3 protein-coding genes are annotated in these 2287 nt (G+C 55.8%); 2 read left to right on the forward strand and 1 reads right to left on the reverse strand.

Annotated elements, in window-relative coordinates:
- The coding region (locus tag AB4043_RS22885; RefSeq protein ID WP_442308196.1) for a Gfo/Idh/MocA family protein at nt 1-277 on the reverse strand (277 nt) is incomplete at its 3' end.
- 275 nt (nt 278-552) lie between these two features.
- Here AB4043_RS22885 and AB4043_RS22890 point away from each other — a divergent pair.
- Together AB4043_RS22890 and AB4043_RS22895 are read left to right on the forward strand one after the other, a co-directional pair.
- The gene (locus tag AB4043_RS22890) at nt 553-1920 is read left to right on the forward strand and encodes a nucleotide sugar dehydrogenase (RefSeq protein ID WP_442299059.1); all 1368 of its coding nucleotides are present in this window, start codon (nt 553-555) and stop codon (nt 1918-1920) included.
- A gap of 116 nt (nt 1921-2036) precedes the next feature.
- Nucleotides 2037-2287: glycosyltransferase (locus AB4043_RS22895; protein WP_442308197.1), on the forward strand; the 251-nt coding region annotated here is incomplete at its 3' end.

A 2287-nucleotide genomic window follows, 5' to 3' on the forward strand; every position in this document is an offset into this window, starting at 1 on the left:
CATCTTTGTCGGCAAGAAGCGCCTTCTTCGCGAGGCTGTAATGGGTCGTAGCTGGAGAACTGATGACCACAGCCTCGATCTCGGGGTGTTGCGCGAGCATTTCATCAAGTGATGCAACGGTTTGCACATTCCAGTTGCGTTGCGCCATCGAGCAGCGGCCCTCGTTCAGATCGCTGCAGATCACCAGGTCGCACTCGGGCATTTCATAGAGGCACCGGGCAACGTTACAGCCCCAGGCGCCCAGACCCACAACTCCTACCTTCAATCGAGCTCCCATATCGTGCATGTCTCCTTGTATGAACTGCATGCAGACACAGGAGCAATCTCTATGCCAATTCGGATCGCACCTTAGAGGGAGCAGAAGCCTGCCATTTGCACCCGAAAATGGCAGGTTACGCGCAACTCTTTGCATACTTTTCCCCTCTTTGGCCGGGTATCCGGGACCCCAAAAGAGGGGCACGATAGCGCAAATAAGCAGTTACAGAGTGGCGCTCCAGCAATATCGCTAAGTTGGGCCAGAGGATTTGGCATATCCCGTGCAATCTTCGCGGCATGAACTTAGTAACCGTCTCCACGCAAACTCGTCAAGCGGAGCGTCAGCTCGAAAAGCTCCAAGCGAAGACCGCAAAGGTCGGTGTTATCGGCCTTGGATATGTTGGTCTCCCCCTGTCCCTTCTTCTATCGGAAGCGGGCTTTACAGTGCAGGGCTTCGATATTGACGCCCGCAAAGTGGAACAGTTGGAAGATGGGAAGAGCTATATCTTCCGCATTCCGGCGACGGAAATTGAAATGGCCCGTTCACGCGGGTTCCGTGCGACGACCGATTTCAGCAAAATCAGCGAACAGGATGCCATCATCATGTGCGTCCCCACGCCGCTGACGGATCATCGGGATCCTGACCTCTCGTTCATTCAAAAGACAGCAGAATCCATCGCCCCATGGCTGGTCCGGGGCCAATTGGTCGTTCTGGAGAGTACGACTTATCCGGGCACAACCGAAGAGGTGCTGATCCCCATCCTGGACCGTGGCTGCCCCGAAGGCCTTCAGGCCTATGAGCGGGGTATGGATGTAGACGCGAATGTCTTCTATGTTGCGTTCTCGCCTGAACGTGAGGATCCGGGCAATAACACTGTGGCTCGCCGCGATATCCCGAAGGTTATCGGCGGGCATGGCGCAGTTGCCGGAAAGCTGGCAGGCGCGCTCTATGGGAATATTTTTGGCCGCACAGTTGCGGTCTCATCGACGCAGGCGGCAGAGATGACCAAGCTGCTTGAAAACATTTACCGGTGCGTAAACATCGCGATGGTAAACGAACTCAAGCTGCTCTCACTCCGGATGGGAATCGACATCTGGGAGGTCATCGATGCCGCCGCGACCAAACCGTTCGGTTTCCAGCCGTTCTATCCCGGTCCTGGTCTGGGTGGTCACTGTATCCCAATCGATCCCTTCTATCTGAGCTGGAAGGCCCGGGAGTGGAACTTCCACACCCGCTTTATCGAGCTGGCCGGCGAGATCAACGAGGGAATGCCTCGTCACGTGGTGCACTCGGTCTCAGAGGCTCTTAACACGCACCGCAAATCGATGAACGGGGCAAAGGTCCTGGTTCTCGGTGTCGCTTACAAGAAAGATATCGACGACCTGCGTGAGTCTCCGTCGCTCGAGATTATCGAGATGCTGCAGGAAGAGAAGGCAAGCGTCGACTATAACGATCCATACTTCCCAACTGTTGGCCGGGGACGGCATTACGACCTGGGCATGACATGTACTCCCCTGGATCGTCTGGCTGACTACGACTGCGTCGTTATTGCCACTGATCACTCTGACTATGACTACGAGGCGATCGTGCGCGATTCACAACTTGTTGTGGACACGCGCAACGCCACCCGCGGAATCGTGTCTTCCAAGATCGTTCGTTGCTAAACAAGGTGCCTCGGGGATAGACAAGGAGAGATTGAATGCATGACACGCGACATAGCCCTAGCCGTCCTCGAGTTGCTGTAGTCATACCTGTTTGCAATGAGCAGGAATCACTGCAGGTGCTCAGGATCCGGCTCGCGGAGTTACAGCGGAGTCTGCAGGATCGCTACATCACCTTTTACCTGTTTATCGACGACGGAAGTACGGACCGTACCGTGGCGCTTCTGCCACGGACGGCACCGTACGGGACCTCTTACAAAGTGGTTTCACACCCCAACAATCTCGGTGTCGGCGCCGCATTCCGCACCGGATTTGAGATCGCAGCAAGCGCGGACATCATCTGCACCCTGGATGCGGATTGCAGCTACCG

The sequence above is a fragment of the Terriglobus sp. YAF25 genome, assembly GCF_052113305.1.
GTDB lineage: Bacteria > Acidobacteriota > Terriglobia > Terriglobales > Acidobacteriaceae > Terriglobus.

Excerpts from the sequence above, each read along its gene's own strand:
- AB4043_RS22890 (WP_442299059.1), top strand. The coding sequence starts at position 553 with ATGAACTTAGTAACCGTCTCCACGCAAACTCGTCAAGCGGAGCGTCAG.